Source organism: Frigoribacterium sp. CFBP 13729, assembly GCF_014841875.1.
In the GTDB taxonomy this organism is placed as follows: Bacteria; Actinomycetota; Actinomycetes; order Actinomycetales; family Microbacteriaceae; genus Frigoribacterium.
Genome location: NZ_JACYUR010000001.1, coordinates 24,088 through 41,584, shown reverse-complemented (window position 1 = coordinate 41,584; position 17,497 = coordinate 24,088). Strand labels below are relative to the sequence as shown.

At 63.6% G+C, this 17,497-nt stretch carries 14 protein-coding genes and 1 tRNA gene; 4 read left to right on the top strand and 11 right to left on the bottom strand.

Translation table 11 applies throughout. The annotated features are described in order from the left end of the window. Positions 1–15 precede the first annotated feature (15 nt). Complete coding sequence (locus IFT77_RS00190) at positions 16–1,809, top strand: alpha/beta hydrolase (RefSeq protein ID WP_192168950.1); 1,794 nt, start codon at positions 16–18, stop codon at positions 1,807–1,809. Between the two features lie 19 nt (positions 1,810–1,828). Here the strand turns inward: IFT77_RS00190 and IFT77_RS00185 are convergent, their stop codons facing one another. The 8 genes from IFT77_RS00185 to IFT77_RS00150 all read right to left on the bottom strand — a co-directional run bounded on the left by IFT77_RS00185 (position 1,829) and on the right by IFT77_RS00150 (position 11,274). Next, on the bottom strand, positions 1,829–2,479 hold the full coding sequence (locus IFT77_RS00185; RefSeq protein ID WP_192168949.1) for a hypothetical protein: 651 nt from the start codon (positions 2,477–2,479) through the stop codon (positions 1,829–1,831). A 49-nt stretch (positions 2,480–2,528) separates the two neighbouring features. Then, complete coding sequence (locus IFT77_RS00180) at positions 2,529–3,179, bottom strand: hypothetical protein (RefSeq protein ID WP_192168948.1); 651 nt, start codon at positions 3,177–3,179, stop codon at positions 2,529–2,531. Then, positions 3,176–4,951, bottom strand: a complete 1,776-nt coding sequence (locus tag IFT77_RS00175; protein WP_192168947.1) for a DUF2075 domain-containing protein — start codon at positions 4,949–4,951, stop codon at positions 3,176–3,178. Before IFT77_RS00175 ends, IFT77_RS00180 begins: the two co-directional genes overlap by 4 nt. Further along, positions 4,941–5,255, bottom strand: a complete 315-nt coding sequence (locus tag IFT77_RS00170) for a nucleotide pyrophosphohydrolase (RefSeq protein WP_244638400.1) — start codon at positions 5,253–5,255, stop codon at positions 4,941–4,943. Before IFT77_RS00170 ends, IFT77_RS00175 begins: the two co-directional genes overlap by 11 nt. Before the next feature lie 208 nt (positions 5,256–5,463). Next, the gene (locus tag IFT77_RS00165; protein ID WP_192168945.1) at positions 5,464–6,768 is read right to left on the bottom strand and encodes a hypothetical protein; all 1,305 of its coding nucleotides are present in this window, start codon (positions 6,766–6,768) and stop codon (positions 5,464–5,466) included. A gap of 20 nt (positions 6,769–6,788) precedes the next feature. Next, entirely contained in the window at positions 6,789–8,954 is a 2,166-nt protein-coding gene (locus IFT77_RS00160; RefSeq protein WP_197980365.1) for an ATP-binding protein, read from the bottom strand. Between the two features lie 72 nt (positions 8,955–9,026). After that, positions 9,027–10,829 carry a DNA cytosine methyltransferase gene (locus tag IFT77_RS00155; RefSeq protein ID WP_244638368.1) on the bottom strand — a complete coding sequence of 601 codons (1,803 nt, stop codon included), beginning with the start codon at positions 10,827–10,829 and terminating at the stop codon, positions 9,027–9,029. Positions 10,830–11,197: 368 nt separating this feature from the next. Continuing rightward, positions 11,198–11,274 (bottom strand) — tRNA-Pro (locus IFT77_RS00150). A gap of 209 nt (positions 11,275–11,483) precedes the next feature. On the opposite strand from IFT77_RS00150, the gene IFT77_RS00145 reads away from it, so the two are divergent. From IFT77_RS00145 to IFT77_RS00135, 3 genes are all read left to right on the top strand, one after another. Beyond that, positions 11,484–12,392 (top strand): ABC transporter ATP-binding protein, encoded by a 909-nt coding sequence (locus IFT77_RS00145; RefSeq protein WP_192168942.1) that lies wholly within the window; start codon positions 11,484–11,486, stop codon positions 12,390–12,392. A gap of 117 nt (positions 12,393–12,509) precedes the next feature. After that, positions 12,510–13,658: an aliphatic sulfonate ABC transporter substrate-binding protein gene (locus IFT77_RS00140; RefSeq protein ID WP_192168941.1), complete on the top strand. Its 1,149-nt coding sequence runs from the start codon at positions 12,510–12,512 to the stop codon at positions 13,656–13,658. Further along, positions 13,655–14,572: an ABC transporter permease gene (locus IFT77_RS00135; protein ID WP_371740838.1), complete on the top strand. Its 918-nt coding sequence runs from the start codon at positions 13,655–13,657 to the stop codon at positions 14,570–14,572. Before IFT77_RS00140 ends, IFT77_RS00135 begins: the two co-directional genes overlap by 4 nt. Before the next feature lie 187 nt (positions 14,573–14,759). On the opposite strand, the gene IFT77_RS00130 is transcribed toward IFT77_RS00135, so the two are convergent. The 3 genes from IFT77_RS00130 to IFT77_RS00120 all read right to left on the bottom strand — a co-directional run bounded on the left by IFT77_RS00130 (position 14,760) and on the right by IFT77_RS00120 (position 17,484). Next, positions 14,760–15,680, bottom strand: coding sequence for a glycine betaine ABC transporter substrate-binding protein (locus tag IFT77_RS00130; RefSeq protein ID WP_192168940.1), 921 nt, complete (start codon positions 15,678–15,680; stop codon positions 14,760–14,762). Between the two features lie 174 nt (positions 15,681–15,854). Then, positions 15,855–16,004, bottom strand: a complete 150-nt coding sequence (locus tag IFT77_RS00125) for a hypothetical protein (RefSeq protein WP_192168939.1) — start codon at positions 16,002–16,004, stop codon at positions 15,855–15,857. A 268-nt stretch (positions 16,005–16,272) separates the two neighbouring features. After that, a complete protein-coding gene (locus IFT77_RS00120) occupies positions 16,273–17,484 on the bottom strand; it encodes an MFS transporter (RefSeq protein ID WP_192168938.1) in 1,212 nt (403 codons plus the stop codon). Positions 17,485–17,497 lie beyond the last annotated feature (13 nt).

Here is a 17,497-nt window from a genome sequence, read left to right as displayed (position 1 = left end):
CGAACGGAATCGACTGTGCCCACCGAACCGATCCTGCTGTTCCTCCATGGTGTGGGTCCGAGCGACAGAGAGGACACCTGGCGGGGATTCTTGTCCAGCACCCTCAAGAAGCTGGGGTACCCAGCCTTGAGAGATGAGCAGGTGATCGCCCCCAAGTACAGCCATGCGCTGGTCGGTTGGGACGAGAAGGAGGACCTACCCGACGTCACGGTGAAGGCGGCGACCCGCGATGCTGCCAAACAGAACCGACGAGCTTTCGAGGCTCGGATGGGTGCCATTGAATCTCGACTCGGCCATCACGTGCGCGGGGAAGGCATCCCCGGTCTCGACACGGCCGTCGGCGCAGCCACCGCACTTCCTTTCTTTAAACAAGCTCGCAACTACCTCTCGAATCCCCAGATCCGAGCTCAGGTCCTGAACCGGATCCTGGCCAGCCTGCCGACATCCGGCCAGCTCGTGATCGTCGGCCACAGCCTGGGTTCGGTGATCGCTGCAGACCTGCTTCGACGCTTGCCTGTCGGGATCGAGATCGCAGGAATGGTGACCATCGGAAGCCCTCTGTCGAACGGGGCCTTCGACATCGACAAGCTCAGGGACACGCTTCGCGAGCCCCCCACGAACTTGTCCTGGTGGGTCAATTTCTGGAACGCATCAGATCCGGTGGCTGCTCGTCGCGGACTCTCCTCAGCGTTTCCTTGGATGGTCGATTTCCGGATCGAGACGACGTGGGATGTAGTCCGGGGTCACTTCGCCGAGGAGTACCTCAGCTCTGAGACCGTCGCTGCCGCCATCGGCTTTGCCCTCTTCGGTTCGACATCGAAAGAGGTCGCAAGACGTGAGGTCGGAGTGGACATCGTCCTAGACGAAGCCGAATCCCTTGCTCTGATGGCCTTGCGATACGCGCATCTCATGAGAAGACAGCTCAAGGGCGACGACCTGGATCGGTTCAGCGGGGCCTTGCGCCAGGTCCAAGCTGCTGCCGTGCGCGACATCGTTGCTAGGAACGAGAGCCTCGGGAGGCAGGTGCCCAACGACGTGATGCGCCTCGCTGTCGACCTCGCAGATCCCGCAGAACCACTGGTGGAGCCGCATCCGAGTCGTTACCTCAACAAGGACGAGGCCGTCACTCTCTTGACCGTCTTGGCCGCCGAGAACGTCATCCGACCGTTCGAGATAGATCTGCCGCGAGACAAGTGGCAGGAGGCCATGAAGGAACTCTGCGCGGAGATGGGACTCGGGACCAAGTACGGGTCGGACGTGTTCGAAGCCGCGAAACGCGCCCGAAGCGAGTTGACCCCCGGCCGAGGCGTCAACTGGATCAAGTGGGGCGCCCTCGGCGTCGGCGCTGCGGCACTTGTCGTCGCGACAGGCGGACTCGCACTAGCGGCGGCCCCCGGCCTCGCCGGCGCCGCGGCGATTACAAGCGCGCTGGCGACGTTCGGGCCGGGAGGCATGATCGGTGGCCTGCTGACCGCTGGCACCCTGGTCTCAGCGGGTGGAGGGGGCATCGCCTACGGGCTGGCCGGTCAGGGTACGAGTGCTGAGACCTTCGAAGCAGTGGTGGAGCGGCGACTCGCCGCCACGATCCTGCGACAGAGCCAGAGGCTCGACCAGGACCCTGCGGTCTGGAGCGTCCTCACCGAGATTGAACGTGAAGTTCGACGCCAACTCGAGCGAATGGACGAATTCAGTGACGACACAGCTCCCGGCATCAAAATCCTGAAACGCAAGGTCAGCACCGTCGAGCTAGCCCTGCAGTATTTGACACGGAACCGCCTGCAACCCGGAGGTCACCTGGAGCAGGAGTAGCCGGAAAGCGTCGGGCAGTTTACGGCTCTCGCGGCACGAGCCCCGCATGCGCCATAGCCTGCCGGTAGGTCTCGACCATGTCTTCTTCTGCGTCTCGACGCTGCTGCGGCGAGAGGATGAAAGCCCGGTTGCTGGTGTGACGCGCATCCCAGGTGTGGATGCCCCGCCGACGAACCAACGGGCCCACGATGCGCGACGACCGAAGCAGTTGAGCGCACCGATGAGCATCACCCCCGTGGGCGACGATGGAGACGACGTTCGGGCACAGATCGAGAAGCCGGCTGAGGACGTGGACGCCTTGCTCGATGTACTCAGACGTCAGGCCGTTAGGGAGCTCTCCGTGGACGAACCACGGAAAGGCATTCCACGGGACTACGTCTTCGTCCCCAATGCCGGCGGCTGTGTAGACCTTGAGCATCCGTTCGGCAGACGCGTCGTCGTTCTGGACAGACAGCAACCCCGATCCCTTTTCCCCGCCAGCGCGAGGTCCAGGGTTCGACGATAGCGACAGGATTCGAGCAGTCTCGGGGCGATAGTGAGGCGCGACGAACGGCACTCCTGCGAGCTCCGGCCGTTCGGCGATGAGACGGCTGATGAAGTCCGTGACCGGGGCTATGTGCTTTTCGTGGACGGATCCGAGTTGGCTCCGGCGATACTCGGGGTCCTTCATCCGACGTGGGATCACGATGTTCCGCCCACCAGACGGTGTGACGGCTGACTCATAGTTCTTCGAAGTCCGTGTTCTTGGGACGTTGCCGGTTCCACAGAGGCTTGGTATCGAGCGACCTCAGCACACGTGACTCGAGGGACCGGGCTAAAGCCGCATCGCCAGTGATCGACCACCGAACCTCGACGTCTGCGCGTTCGATGGCAGCCTTGGCCCATTCTTTGGTCCTGGCACCTTCCGACTTACTGAGCAGCTCAAGGCGACGTGTCACCCACGCAACATGCGACAGGGCCCTGTCCAGCGCAGCCTCTCCGAAACCCGATACAGCGCCGCGCCCGCGGCAGTAGATGTCGAGTCTTCCCCGCAGTCCCTTGCCGCTGCGCTCGCCGGCCAAGCCGACGTAGACGACCTCGGACGTCGTCCGCGCTGGGAACATGTAGACGCCAGTCGCCGTCGGAGCCAGCTTGGCGGCATCAAAGAAAGGAACCCACGACGACCAGTCGGCGAGCGAGTCCGTCGGATGCGGGTCTGGGCCGGACGAGAAGTACGCGCGGACGGCATCGGCTTGAACGTCATCGAGCTGCCATCTCTCATAGTCGAAATGCCCGTCGGCGTGATGAGTCCGCAGATACATGCGGATGGCCTGGCCCGGGACGGCGAGTTCCCGGGAGAGCTCCTGCGGCGTCACCATTCTGGCGGTCATGCCGAGAAGTACCTCTCGATGAAGACCCTCATCCCAGGGTCGACGGCGTACACGTAAGTGCCCCTGATCCCCCGGGTCAGTAGCACCCCGTAGATGTTGCTGATGAACTCGCGTAGCTCGGCATCCGTGTACGAGCGACCGAGCCGCTTGTTGTTCTCCGCCCCCTTCGTGTCGAAGTAAGAGGCTCGATCAACGGAGAGCTCGTTTAGGTCGACGTTGTATCGGAGGTCGCCACCGATGATTACTCCGGCATAGTTCAGGTCGTAGCCCTGCACGGTGTGGATCGAGCCGACCTCCTCCAACGCACCCTTGGACGCGATCCAGTCCTTGGACGTGCGATTCCACTGCAGAGCAACACCATCGACTTCGATGTCGGCCGCTTCGGGGTCTTTTCTCGAGCCCCACTTCCAGGCGTAGCCCGCAACGAGTCGAGCGAGGCCGTGCTCGGCATCCCGCGCACGGATCTCCGCGTGCATCTTGCCTAGATCGTCGAAGACCCGCAGGTCGTAGCCCTCGAAGGACCTCGGCAACACGCTGCCCGCGACGTGACCCGAGCGAGGCACGCGAAGGACGTCACGCACGTAACCGACATAGTCGGCACCAGCCTTGACCCGCATCTGCGTCGACAGCCTGTAGTGCCGGCGCCGGGCACGAGCGTCCTCGAGGAGCGCGACGACGGATTCCTTGGACAGGTCTGCCGGTCGCACACTCTGAGCCTCGTCGACCAGCAGGATCTGGTGGCGGCTCTTGGCTCGGATCCAGTCGAGTTGCGTCTTCGCGAGGTCGTCGGCCCCGAAGAGGCGCTTGTTGATGACCGGGAACTTCGCGTTGAGCACACCCGTCGACTGGTTAGCCCGTTGATTCAGCCGATGTGCCTCATCGACGAGAAGCAGGTCCCACTCGCCATCCGCCTGCCCGACCTCGAACGGCGTGAGCACCATGGCCGGGTCAAGACCAGGTGTCTTGCGGAACACGCGCTTGATCGACTCGCGCAGCGACTGCTGCGGCACAACAAGTCCGACACGCAAGCCCGCCAGCAGAGCCGGGTATTCGCCTAGGAAGAAGTCGGCGAAGAGCGAGTCCCCGTCGAAATCGTCGGCAGGAGGCGCGGAGCCGATATCGACCAGCAGCTTGAGCAAGTAGATGGCAACGACAGTCTTGCCGGTGCCCGGGTGTCCCTGGATGACGATCGTGTCGCCGCGCTCATGGCGGAGGTCGGCGAACAACCCCTCCAAGATGTCCTCGAGAGCCGCGGCTTGATCTTGCGTCAGCGCCTTGAACGGCGAGAGCTTGAAGAGATCGCTGTTCTCGATCTCGGGGATGGGCCGAGTGAAGACGCCCTCGGCGCGGAGCTGCTGCACGACGTCAGCGAAGACGCCCCGATACCGCTCACGGTCGTAGTAGTTGGCCGAGGTGATGCCATCGTTGCGATTCAGGACGCTGTAAGCGCCATCCGCGGAGAGCAACTGGATCAGCCTCGACTCGAGGTCCAGGCACGCCGACTTGTTAAAAGTCTCGTCGACAACGACGCGGACGGTGTCGAGCTGACTCTTGTCGGGGTTGACGAGATGCTGACGCATGCGCCCGGCGGCGTTTCGAGTCTCGCCTACATAAATGTCGCGGAGTGGTTCTTGAGGATACCGGCCGGTCCGCCGGGGCCTAGCCTGGTCTAGGACGTAGACGACAGGCCAGTCGCTGTTCCGCGCATCAGTCAGCGCCCAGAGGTCGAGCGCCTCTCGGTCAAAGGGTACCCGGACAATGTCAGAGGGCATCGTATTTCGTGCTCCGGCCCCGAGCTTTGTCGACGGGGTATTTCTCCCGCGTGGTGGCAAGCTTCTGCAAGACAACTCGCTCAGGGTCCACGCCGAGCTTATCGGCCAAAAGCAAACAGTAGGTCAGAACGTCGGCCAACTCGTCTTGCACACGGATAGCGTCAAAGTCAGGCCCCCACTGGAAGCATTGCAGCAACTCACCAGCCTCTATAGAGACGCCTTTAGCCAAGTTTTCTTCGGAGTGGAATTGTTCCCATGCGCGCTCAGCAGTCGCGGCCTTGATGCTGTTGGTCACCGAGCTCATACTCATAGGCATGAACCTAGCAGTCGTGGCCCTGCACTCAACTCAACAACCACGTTGGAGCCAATCATAAATACTGTTTATACAGAAAACATAACTTGCCACCCGGCCCGTTTCAGGGACCTGACTTACGGCGCACCTCTCCATAGGCCATTGAGAATGTAAAATGTTTCGAGTTCATCCATTTACAAGATCCAACCGCCCTGAACAACTACTTCTGCGTAAAGCGCACGATGCCTGGTCGTGCACCATGCTGAGCAATTGATGCTACAAGCTCCATAAGCAGCTGTTCGCGTACACGGCCTAAGACATTGAGCTCTCGAAGTTGAGCATGGCCACGAACACGCACGAAACGAGGATCGACAAAGATCTGGACATCCCTCTCCTTCGCGATAGACATCATGGGTGATACCCACGCAGTCGAGTTCGGAAAGAGCTCGTGCACCTTGTTGTCTGTTCTGGCGTCCACAAGAACGGCGACGGCAAGAGGAACGGGACCTGTCGCTTTCTGTGCGTAGTCACATGCGGCTCCCACTCGTATTTGTACTACCTCGACTTTCGTCGACTGGGAGGTACCCTTAATGTTCTTGCAAAGGACGTTGGCGATATAATCGTCCTGATCGACCAAACCAAAATCCGCCCAATTTAACGATGAGTCAAGCTTGGAGACCGAACCCCAAGCGTCAGGTAGGACCTCATAATCTTTTGTTGGGCGTATCCAATGCAGACTTGCATTAAGTTCGGATACTTGTTTGCTGTTTAGCTTGGGTAGCAAATCGGGCGTCTGCTCCAGGGCCGTATCCCAGGCCGCCGATGGATCAACACCGGGCAACGGCGCCTGTAGATGATCCTGGAGCAGAGGGACTAGGGCAGTGTGAACGGCGGCCCGGTAGTCAGACCTGATGTTCTTCGTGCCCACGGCCTCGGTAGCCAGCCTGCGCAGAAGAACGGCAACACGCGATTCCTTCGGGTCGGCGAAGAATCTGGCCAGACGAGACAAGTCAGCCGTAACGCGGGAAGACGCTTCAAGCACGTCGGTCTCCCACTGGACGAGCGCGTTCACGCCAGGGTCCTTGGCTAAGAGCGCCGCGACCTCGATTCCAATGTTGCGCCCCGTTGGCAAGCCGCTCGAAACGTCAATATAGTCCGTCTTCGAGAGCGGAAGAATTGCGACAGGACGTGTGTAAGGGAGCTCAATGAATAGGGTCTCCAGATAAGTCCCTAAATCATCGACATGTTGAGCGTTGTCGGTCCAAATGATAAGAACATAAGGGCCTCCATTTTCACTGATCATGGCACGGAGAATGCGGGCAATCTCGGCATAGTGCTTCTTATAATCACTAGTGAATGCACGGTCCTGAAGCTGTAGATCCATGAAGAGCCCCCGGACCGACGCAAACAGTTTCGGGTCTGCGTCCTCTTCGATGCGATACAGCACCCTTGCGCACGCCGAGCCCAAAGTTTGGATTGCGTCAGCCAGGGCGTGAAGATGCTTTTCGTTATCGTCGAGAACCACGAACCGGGGCGGGGTAAACATCACCTCCCTCCGGGAAAGACAAGAGCCAAAGCGGCGCCGTCGTAATTGGTTTTTTCCTCACTTGAAAGTGAGTCCGCAAGTCGCAATTCTCCCCCAACGGTCCTCATGATCAAACTTACATAATACAAACCAACGCCTATTCCATCCGGTCTCCGCGTGAAGAACGGCTCTGTTGCGTCCTCAAGACCGTCGCTGAACCCAGGACCGCTATCGGCAATTACCAGCGCTGGTCCATCATAGGAAACTTCATCAACGCGAATGAGCAAGCGCCGCGCTCCCGCCGGAGCCCCATCTGGCCATCTCGCCCCCAGCCAGTAAAGACTGTTGTCAAATATATTGGTTATCGCACCAAGTACAAGTCCGAAGGGGATATCGATCGGGACTGTTGACGAACCGATACCCCTATCGACATCCACCTCAATCTGGACATCGTGTTGGGAAAAGCGCACGCTGTTAAGTTCAATCGAGCGTTCGGCGAGAGCACGTAGGTCATGAACTTTTGAATCGCCTCGGCGCAATAAATCGCCAAAGCTATCAAGGACGGCAACGAGATCTCTAGCCTGATCAACAGTCCGGCCGACGTCTGCCCCATTTTTCAATGATTGATGAAGCAGCCTGACTCCATGGTCAATCTCGTGATATACTATGACAAGAGACATGCCTGATATGCCTGACCTCAGCATAATTTCGCGCATGTCATCGTATGCCTTCTGGGCCTTGTCTATGAGCGGATCCACCTGATCCGACATGCCCTGCGTACGAACGAGAGTCCTGATTTGTCGCAAAGGCTGCTCGATACCCCCTTTGAGGCCAGATCGCTGCTTCCCCATCAGTTTCCTTATGTTTGCCTTGTCCTTGTTTCGCTCGGCCTCCAAAACGGTGATGGCTCCACGAACGAAGGCTCGCAATCGATCGAGGGTAGGCCCCTCGACGAACCCCTCTCGGTTGGTTTTCTCCGCCAGCCGATTACTGTGCGCTAGAGACAAATCTATAGCGGCGACAATGATGTTGTTGCTTATCCGTTTGGAAGGAGCATTGACTCGACGAATGTCTAGGCCTAGCCAGTCATCCCCCGGCTCTCCGTAGTTGTATACACGAATGCCATCTCGGTAGACCCGAACCCCACCGCTCTCGTTCAAGAATTCCTGCACGGACGCGCTATGACCAATCTTTGCCAAGACATCCTTGTCTCGATCAAACACGTAAAACGATCCACGAATTGGTCCGATACCAGTTTGATTAATAACGCTACTACGGATGGCCTTCGGCAATTTCTCATGGCCGGCGCCAACAATTTTTTTGTCCCGCTCCGGTAGATCCTTTGGATCCAACAGGACCCCGTATTCGGAGTCTGTTACTGACCGTGGCTCTAAAGCCAGACCACTGAAACCGAGAAACTTGAATGTCCAGTCGAACTTGTTCCCATCCAAGGTGAACGTGAAGACCCAAGGCGCGCTATCTAGTAGAGTCTGCGCGTTGGGCATGTCTTCCAACCATGCCGCTTCGGTTCTCAGAACCAGCGCCGCAACAAACTCGTCTTTGCGTTCCGTGAATGGGGACGAGATGGACGTTATCTGACGGTACAGACGACGTACCTCGCCCCGAGTCCATTGCTCACCCTTAAGGCCAGTGACGCGAACAACGGTTCCACTTGAGTCCAAGCCGGTAAATACCTGCGGTTCGCGCTCTTCAATGCGGACCATTGCTTCGTCCAGAAACTCAGACTCCGCAATTTTGTCCCAATCGATAGCCATAACACATTCCTGCTCGCCGCGTCGCTTCGTAACGACCTCGACCTTGGTACCTAGTTTGTGGACGGCGAAACGGCCCACTCCCTTTTCACCAAGTGGCAACCGCCCCTTAGGGCTCCTGATATCGCGTAGCTTGTCCTTCGCTTTGTGGTCGTGCCCGGGCACAAGCCATATGTCCCGCAAGGTGGCTATATTCATTCCAATACCGTTGTCCGTTACGGTGATGGTTGCATCTGCGGTCTCGAGGTTGGACATTAGGACGGTCGCATACTCGGCATCCGCATCATAGGCGTTCTTGACAAGTTCGAAAATAGCTAGTCGAGGGCTGCCAATAAGTTGATCCCCAAGCAATTGGAGAAGTCGCGCACGCGGTCGAAAGAACGAATCAACGCTGTCGTTGGTCAAAGTGGCCAAGCCCCTTCTCTTCCCCTCGCCGTTGTGAGGGATGTAGTTTCGAGGAGCCATCAGTACCCGCATTCGTGGTCATCATGTCATCCTCCGCACGTCATTTGCGTCTTGTAATGTCATAACTCGAAGTGCGCACATTCGTTCGGCGCCCCCATCACCGATGCCGACCAGCTGAGCTAACCCTACCTTTAGCCCACTATGAAGCCCATGCTGCTCGGGGGGCAAGCTCAGAATTTCGGCTACAACTGCACCGACCCGCGCGCTTTGGAGAAGTTCTGGAATTCCTGCGAGCAGCTGTGCGGCGCGTCGTTCTAACGGCGTTAGGAGCCCCTGAACGACAGCTGCAAGGTCAGACGAAGCGTGAAGGTTCATGAGTGGATGCAGCCTTCGGATCTGGGCTGGGGAGAATATGTTTGCAGTCCCATCTGTCAGCTCTACGTTCGAAGCAGCAGCCCATTCCCGACTTACCATGGCAGCGCCCTGCGCCCGTGACTCTGGAACCGTATGGAGTCGGAGAAGCGCGAGCAAAGGCGACAAGGAAGGTGGCCCATCTCGCACTGGATAGAGCCACCATCTTTGAATTTTATCCGCCGCAGCCCAGGTGTCTAGCGCTGCACGTATCTGTCGGATCTTTAAACCACCCGCGTCGGCCTCCGCGTCGTGGACAAGCTGCTGCGCCACAGCACGTCCCAGCATGGGCGGGACGGCGTTCCCTATCTGCCTAAATGCGTCACTGCGGGTCCCGGCAAAACGGAAAGTGTCTGGGAAGGTTTGGAGTCGAGCCGCCTCGCGCACTGAGAGCGACCGAGGCTCTTCAGGGTGGATATACCAATAGCCGTCTTTTGCTATGTGGGCGGTTATGGTTCTGCTTAGTTCATCCCACCCAAGACGCTTGTACTTATCGTCGAACGTGTCAGACCTGTACCTTCTAAGTCGCGCTGGCAATTCCGAGTACAGGGTTTTAGAGGTCATCAAAGAAAAGGCTTCCCGATCGTCCTCCCGAACGGGGCGGGTTACGTGGTCGTGAACCACATCCGGGTCCGCCAGCTCTCGAAGAGCAGAGACAAATTCATTAACAGGTCTGGGTAAATACTTCATCGACGGCTGGCCGGACGAGTCTCCCAGGTCTGGTAAGTCTGCGATCGCATCTCTCACAGTTGTCCTTGACCCGGCGTCATGTGGCCACGAGATGGGGTGGCCGTCACTTCGTCCCTGCAGAATGAATCGCTTGCGATGCTGCGGCACTCCGTACCTCCACGCATCGAGCAATCTGTAGTCGACGTCATAACCCGCCTCCTCCAGCATGTCGGCCAAGACGCGAACAACAGACAGGTCATCTCCCAGCGCCATGTCTGGAACATTCTCCAGAAGAACAGCTCTTGGTCTTAGCATGACAACTGCATCTACGAAGGTTCGCCAAAGCTCCCTTCGAGTGTCCACGGCATCGCGGATCCCATCTGCTACAAGGCTGCGAATCTTGGCCTTGCCTGCCCGACTAAACGGCTGGCAGGGAGGACCTCCGACGACAATATCTACCGGAACATCTTCTAACATCGCGCGTAGCTTGTCGAGGGAGTTCGGGTCAGCAAGATCCATCGTTTCAGAACGACCACGAAAATTTGCTTCATGTGTCTTGATGGCACGTTCATCGTGGTCCACGGCGGCTACGACCGTCCACCCGGCAGCTTCCACGCCGAGTCCAAGACCTCCGGCACCGGAGAACAGATCGACGGCTAGGGGTCGTGTAGCAGACTCCGCCCGAGACCACGCGACAAAATCGTCCAATGGCGCTCCCTTTGGATGCCTAGGGAGAGTGAGTCGCTTCGAACGCGCAAGCTTTACGCCGTAAACCAAATTTAGGACCTTTCGCGATGTGCTCATCGAGCATCAACTGCTGATTGTGCCGCAGCTAGACCACATCTTTGAAGTTGTAATCCGGCTTGTTGGGTGGCACGCCGGGGTCGACCACCCACTGAGGCTAACAATTTAGGTTACGAACATGCTTTTACAGCGAGTACCCGCTGCTGCTTGCGCGCCCCGGTCCAAACCTCCCCAGCCGCCACGGCTAAGCGAGAGGCCCGGTGAGGCGAACGCACTACCCTGCGTAGATCGTATGCAAGGAAGCCGGCAGGAAGAACCCGCACGTTGTCAACGGTCTTGGATTGGCAACCCACGTGGTCCGTAGTCTTCGCCAGCAGTCCTGAGGACAGTTCTGCTCTTGCTCCAGGCCGGAAACTACCCTCGCGTTTTGGTCGGGCTGACAGGATTTGAACCTGCGACCCCTTGACCCCCAGTCAAGTGCGCTACCAAGCTGCGCCACAGCCCGAGAAATCCGTTGCTGAGCAACCGACTTCTTGGTGTTGCCCCGACCGAGGCAACTCGAACAGCATAGCGGATCTGGAGGTCCGGGACGAACCACGCTGGCCGGCCGAGCCCGACGGGCGAGCCCGAGCGGCGAACACGGTCAGCCCACCACTGTTGCGCCGGGTTACAGCTCACGCGACAGCACCTGCCACCCCGCCATACCGTCGGGACATGCCCGCCTCCTCGACGACCGCCTCCCGCGCTCTGCCGTTGACCCTGCGCGGTGTGGGCCGGCGGTTCGACCGGCCGGTGCTGCACGGGGTGGACCTCGACGTGGCCGCCGGCGAGATCGTCGCCGTGCTCGGGCCGAGCGGGTGCGGCAAGTCGACGCTGCTCCGCCAGCTCGGCGGACTCGACCAGCCCGACACCGGCACCGTCCAGATCGGCGACGAACCCGCCCGTCACGCCGACCAGCGCTGCGCCGTCGCGTTCCAGGAGCCGCGCCTCCTCCCCTGGCGCACCCTCCGCGACAACGTCGCCCTCGGCCTCCCGAAGCCGAGCAAGAGCACCAGCACCTCCTCCCCCAAGCTCACGAAGCCCGAGCGCGACGCCCGCCTCACCGAGCTGCTCGACCTCGTCCACCTCACGCCAGCCGGAGCCCGCCGCCCCCGCGAGGTCAGCGGCGGCATGACCCAGCGCGCCAGCCTCGCCCGGGCCCTCGCCCGCCAGCCCGCGGTCCTCCTCCTCGACGAGCCGTTCGGCGCCCTCGACGCCCTCACCCGCCTCCGCATGCAAGACCTGCTCCTCGACGTCCACGACGCCCTCCCCACCACGGTCGTCCTCGTCACCCACGACGTCGACGAGGCCCTCTACCTCGCCGACCGCATCGTGCTGCTCGCCGACCTCAGCCAGCAGCGTGCCGTCGAGCCCGACTCGGCGAGCGCCGACTCGACGCAAGCCGACACCGCAGGAGGCGCCACCAGCATCCAGCGCATCGTCACGGTCCCCGGAGCCCGCCGTCGAGACCGCGACGCCCCCGAGCTCGCCGTCCTCCGCCAGGAGCTGCTCGAGGGCCTCGGCGTCCACCGCGTCCCCGCCGGGAACACGGTCACCTCGACCCTCACCGCCACGCGCCCCTAGATCACGGGATCCACCCCTGATCCGTCTCGTGACGGAACAGCCACAGCAGACGCACCTCCCCCGCACCGCACACCTCGAGCACCACGCCATCCCCGACACAGCACCGGAGACGACACCATGACGCACGACACCGACACGACCGGCACCACCGGCACGACGACCGGCCGCAGCAGCAGCAGCAGCACCACCACCACCACCACCACCACGACCCGCACCTCCCCCGCCCGCCGCAGCCGCGCCTCCTTCGCCGCCCTCGCGCTGGGCGCGGCCGCAGCCCTCGCGCTCACCGGCTGCGTCGCCGGCGAGGACGCCCAGGGCGAGCCCGCCGAGGCCGCGGGCGGCGACGCGAGCGCGTCCAGCGGCGAGTGGAGCACCGACACCCTCAACATCGACTTCGCGACCTACAACCCGCTCAGCCTGATCGTCAAGGACCAGGGCTTCATCGAGGACGCCCTCGGCGACGACGTCGCCGTCACCTGGACCCAGTCCGCTGGCTCCAACAAGGCCAACGAGCTGCTGCGTGCCGGAGCCGTCGACGTCGGTTCCACCGCCGGCTCGGCCGCGCTGCTCGCCCGCTCGAACGGCTCCCCCATCCACACGATCGACATCTACTCGCAGCCCGAGTGGTCGGCGCTCGTCGTCCCCGGCGACAGCGACATCGCCGACGTCGAGGACCTCAAGGGCAAGACGATCGCGGCGACCAAGGGCACCGACCCCTACTTCTTCCTGCTGCAGGCGCTCGACGAGGCCGGCCTCAGCGCGAGCGACGTCACCATCGAGAACCTGCAGCACGCCGACGGCCGCGCCGCCCTCGAGAACGGCAGCGTCGACGCCTGGTCCGGGCTCGACCCGATCATGGCCGCCAGCGAGGCCGAGTCGGGCACGAAGCTGCTGTACCGCAACGTCGACTTCAACACCTACGGGTTCCTCAACGCGACGGAGTCGTTCCTGACCGAGTCGCCCGACGTCGCCCAGGTCGTCGTCGACTCGTACGAGAAGGCCCGCGCCTGGGCCGAGGAGAACCCCGACGAGACCGCGACGATCCTCTCCGGAGTCGCGGGCATCGACCCGGCCGTCGCCAGCACCGTGCTCGACCGCACCCACTTCGACGTCGACCCCGTCCCCGGGGCCGCGCAGGCCGACGTGCTCGAGACCGTCGGGCCGATCCTCGTCGAGTCCGGCGACGTCGCCTCGCAGGACGCCGTCGACGACGCCCTCGACACCCTCTTCGACGACACCTTCGCCAAGGACGCCGACGCCTCGTGACCGACGCGTACCCGCTGAGCGGCAACGAGAAGGAGGCGGACGCCCGCCAGGTCGTCGAGCGCAGCCGCGAGGCGGCCGAGCGCGGTGGTCGCAGCGGCAGCGGTGCCAGCGCGAGCAGCGGATCGCAGGAGGCGCGGGCCGGCTCGACCCCCACCTCCCGCGGTCCGCGTCGCGGCCTGGCACTGCTCGGGGCGATCCTGCCCGCGGCCGTCCTGCTCGCGTGGGTGCTCGCGACCGAGGTCGTCGACGTGCCGAGCTACAACCTCCCCTCGCCGTCGGACGTCTGGCTGGCCGGCGTGCAGCTGGCACAGGCCGGGCTGCTCGGCCAGTACGTCGCGATCTCCGTGCAGCGCGTGCTGATCGGCTTCGCGATCGGGGCCGGCATCGGCATCGTGCTCGGAGCCGTCGTCGGCCTCTCACGGGTCGGCGAGGCCCTGCTCGCCCCGTCGATCGCCGCGGTGCGGGCCGTGCCGTCGCTGGCGTGGGTGCCGCTGCTGATCCTCTACCTCGGCATCGGCGAGGACTCGAAGATCACCCTCATCGCGATCGGCGCCGCGTTCCCCGTCTTCACGACCGTGGCGGGCAGCCTCCGCCACGTCGACCCCCAGCTCGTCGAGGCGGGCCGCGCGTACGGACTCGGCCCCGTCTCGCTCTTCACGACGGTGCAGCTGCCGGCGGTGATCCCCTCGCTCGTCTCGGGCCTGCGCCTCGCACTCGCCCAGGCGTGGCTGTTCCTGGTCGCGGCCGAGCTGATCGCGTCGTCGATGGGACTCGGCTTCCTGCTCACCGACTCGCAGTACAACGGACGCGTCGACCGCATGTTCCTCGCGATCATCCTGCTCGCGCTGCTCGGGACGCTGACCGACTTCGTCCTCAACGCCGCCCAGCGCGTGCTCCTCCGCCGCTGGCGCTAGCCCGCCCCCACCGGTCCCCTGCCCGCGCCTCCCGCGCTGCCGGCCCGCACCTCCTCGCACTGCTGTCCCCGCGCCTCCTGCACTGCAATGCCCCGTTCCGGACAAAACGTCACCGCACAGCGCGGCATCTTGTCCGGAACGGGGCATCAGAGCGCGCGACCGCGAATCGCGGCCCGACCCGCGCCTCCTATGCGGTGAGCTCGTCGACGTAGTCGCCGTGCTCGACCATCCACTCGCGCACCAGCGGCTCGTAGTCGCTGCCGCTGTTCTCGTTGAACAGCAGGTTGCAGAGCGAGAGCAGCTCGTCGTCGCTCATCGCGAAGTCGCGCAGCCAGCCGCCGGCCGTCGCGAAGTCGTCGTCGAAGGTGGGGCTGCCGAGCGCGTGGATCTCCTCGGCCGCACCCATGGCGCCTTCCGGGTCCTCCAGGTCGCGCAGCCCGTAGGCCTCGTAGGCCCAGTGCGGGCGGGCGAGGGTCGCGACGATGTTCTCGCCCGCGGCGTCGGCGGCCTGCAGCTCGGTGAGCAGGGCGGCGGTGGACGACGTCAGGAACTCCATGTCCTCGAGGCCGTAGGTCGGGATCGCCTGCTCCTCGGTGATCTTCGTCAGGCCGGCGCCGGGCTCGAGGCCGACGATCCGGTTGCCGAACAGGTCGGCGTTCGCGGCGAGCTCGTTGAGGGAGGTGATCGGCGCGTCGTCGTTGACGACGATCGTGTTGCGGGCATCGGTGTACCAGGGGCCGAGGTCGGTGAGGTCGTCCCCGAACTCGTCGAGGTAGGCGGCGTGCGTGTCGGGCAGCCACGAGTCGAGCACGAGGTCGTAGTCGCCCGACGCGACACCGGAGTACCCGGGAGCCACGTCGATGTCGGTCAGCGTCACGTCGTAGCCCTCGTCCTCGAGCACGGCGCTCCACAGCTCGGACGCGGCGATGCCCTCCGGCCAGCCGGCGAACACGGCGATGGTGATCTCACCCTGGTCGCCGTTGTCGAGGGCGGCGGCGGGAGGCCCTCCGGGTGTGCAGGCCGTCAGTCCGAGCGTGAGGACGACGGCGGCGCCGCTCAGGGCCGTGGCGAGTCGGGCGTTCTTCTTCGTGCGGGTGGTCTTCTTCATGGTGGACCTTTCGTCTGCTCGGCACACGCCGGCACCGAGACGAGGAGGTGCGGTGCGCGCGACACGACGACGTCACGGACCGCAGACGGCCGCGTCGGTCGCGGCCGCCGAGACGAGCCGCACGGCACCGACCTGCGAGCGCGCGTCAGCGCGGCGGTCGGGTGCCCGGGCGGCTCAGGAGCGTGGCGAGACCGCGCCGAAGTGCACGGTGCGACGCGACCAGACGACGCCGGCGCGGCGGACGACAGAGCCGAGGGTGCGGACGCCGGAGGCGGAGGTGCGGTCGACGGAGGCAGCTGCGGCGCGGGGCGCACACGGTGCCATGTCGGGTCCTCCGGGCTGGTCGGGGCAGGGCTGGTCTCGTCACGCTCAGCGACAGCCGTCGCCGAGGTGTGACGCAGCCACGGTAGTCCCGATCCCGCCCGCTGGCGAATGCGCCGCCGCCACCGCCTCCTCGTCTGCCCGGCCCGCGCCTCCTCGTCTGCCCGGCCCGCGCCTCCTCGTCTTCGCACCCCGTAGTGGACGATGCACCTCGACACGACGGGGTGCATCGTCCACTACGGGGTGTGAGACGTCGCGAACGCGCGCGCGCCTACGCGGCGACGCGCCCGCGCTCGCGCCGGCGCCGCCCGCCCATCACGACCACCACGGCCACCACGGCCACCATCGCGGCGAGCGCCAGCCCCACGATCGCCGGAGCCCCGACGTCGACCGCGCTCTCGAGCCCTCCGCGGGTGGCCTGCGCGCCCAGCCACAGCGCCGTCGCCCCCTGCACCAGGTACGCGACGAGGTACACGGCCGACAGCGTCCCGGCACGGTGGTGCTCGGGAGCGAACCGCGACACGATCCCCAGCCCCGACGCGAAGAACAAGCTGTAGCCCACCCCCGACAGGACGCAGAACACCAGGAACAACGCGAGCGACTGCTGCGCCGCCGCCAGCACCAGCGCGGTGAAGCTCGCCGCCGTCGCGATCGCCGCCACGACGACCGCGATCACGACGGGCACCCGCCGCGACGCGAGCGCCACGACTGCGATGACGACCATCGACAACGCGATGATCGCCCCGGTCACGAAGGCGTTCGAGCTGCCGATCAGCGTCGTCCCGATCTCCGCACCGAGCGACAGCACCACCGCACCGAGGGCGTAGGAGGCGCTGACGCAGACGGCCGCGGCGCCCACCGCCCCGAGGAGCCCCCGCGGGACGCTCAGCCCCCGTGGCCGCCAGCGCCCGGCCGTCGCGTCCCGGTCGCGGGGCAGGCGCCACACGAGCGCGAGCACTCCGAGCTCGACGACGAGCAGCACCCAGTAGGTGAGGTGCAGCGGCTCCGGCGCGTACTGGACGAGCGCACCGCCGAGCAGGGTCGCGAAGACGAGGCCCACGGCGGTGGAGGCGGTGCTGATCGCTCCCGTGCGGGCCGAGTTCACGGGCCCGGCGATGTCGATCATGGCGGCGGTGGCCGGGCTCAGCGAGAGTCCGACGCCGAGGCCCATGAAAGCCCGCCCGACGAGCACCCAGCCGACGTTCGGCGCCAGGGCGAAGAGCAGCACGCCCACGATGGAGGCGGTGACTCCGAGCAGGATGCTCGCCCGGCGTCCGATGGTGTCGCTCAGGCTGCCGAAGACGAGCAGCACGACGACGAGCACGAGCGGGTAGACGGCGAAGATCGCGGTCGTCACGAACGGCGTGAGCTGCCAGTCGGTCGCGTAGAGCGGGTAGACCGGCGTCGCGGCGCCGCTCGTCCACAGGGCGAGGGCGAGGACGGAGGCGCAGGTCCAGAACGCGAGGCGCTGAGCGTGGGGCATGAGCGCGACGCTA